This window comes from Mycobacterium interjectum (assembly GCF_900078675.2).
Lineage (GTDB): Bacteria > Actinomycetota > Actinomycetes > Mycobacteriales > Mycobacteriaceae > Mycobacterium > Mycobacterium interjectum.
In genome coordinates, this window is the sequence record NZ_LT546237.1 from 109,393 (window position 1) to 110,221 (window position 829).

Below are 829 nucleotides of genomic sequence, written 5' to 3' on the forward strand. Positions count from 1 at the left end.
CCCCCGCCTCGCCCCGGAGCAACATCACCCGGCCCGAGCGGGCGGGCGCCCGCAGCAGCTTGCCCAGCTCGGCCAGCGCCGCCTCGCGCTCCAGCAACCGTTCCATCAGCGCAGCGCTCCCGGCCGGGTGCAGGGGCGCCGCGAAACCGGGCGCCCAAAATACGTAGATTTACGGATTTCCGCGGCTTTCGAACGGCGCACACTGGGCAGCGTGCGTCCCGGGCGGCCGACACGGCCGCAGCAACGGCAACATCTGGACATGATGCGCTCTTAATGTAGCCGCGACGCCGCCCGGGTGCGCGCTAAGTCGTCGAAACATCTTCGGGGGCAGGGGAATCAGATGCCGTATGTGATAGCGGCACCGGCGGTTGTGGCGTCGGTGGCGGCGGATCTGCGCAGTATCGGGTCGGCGTTGACCCAGGCCCATGCGACGGCGGTGGGGCCGACGACGGGGTTGTTGGCGGCCGGGGCGGATGAGGTGTCGGCCGCGGTGGCGGCGCTGTTCGGCAGCCACGCGCAGGCCTTTCAGGACCTCGGTGCGCGGGCGGCGGCGTTCCACGCCGAATTTGTGCAGGCCATGCAGGCCGCGGCGGGGTCGTATGCGGCCTCCGAGGCCGCCAACGCTTCGCCGTTGGCGGCCGCGGAGCAAGACGCCATGGGCGCGGTCAACGCGCCGGCCCAAGCCCTGTTCGGGCGCCCGCTGATCGGCAACGGCACGCCAGGTGGGCCGGGGCAGGCGGGCGGGCCGGGCGGGTTGTTGTACGGCAACGGCGGCCCAGGTGGCAACGGCGCTCCGGGCCAGCCGGGCGGCCCCGGCGGTGCGGCGGGG

At 73.3% G+C, this 829-nt stretch carries 1 protein-coding gene; it reads left to right on the forward strand.

From position 1 onward, the window contains the following. Nucleotides 1–340 precede the first annotated feature (340 nt). A partial coding sequence (locus BN4348_RS61120; protein WP_235852656.1) for a PE family protein occupies nucleotides 341–829 on the forward strand: 489 nt, incomplete at its 3' end.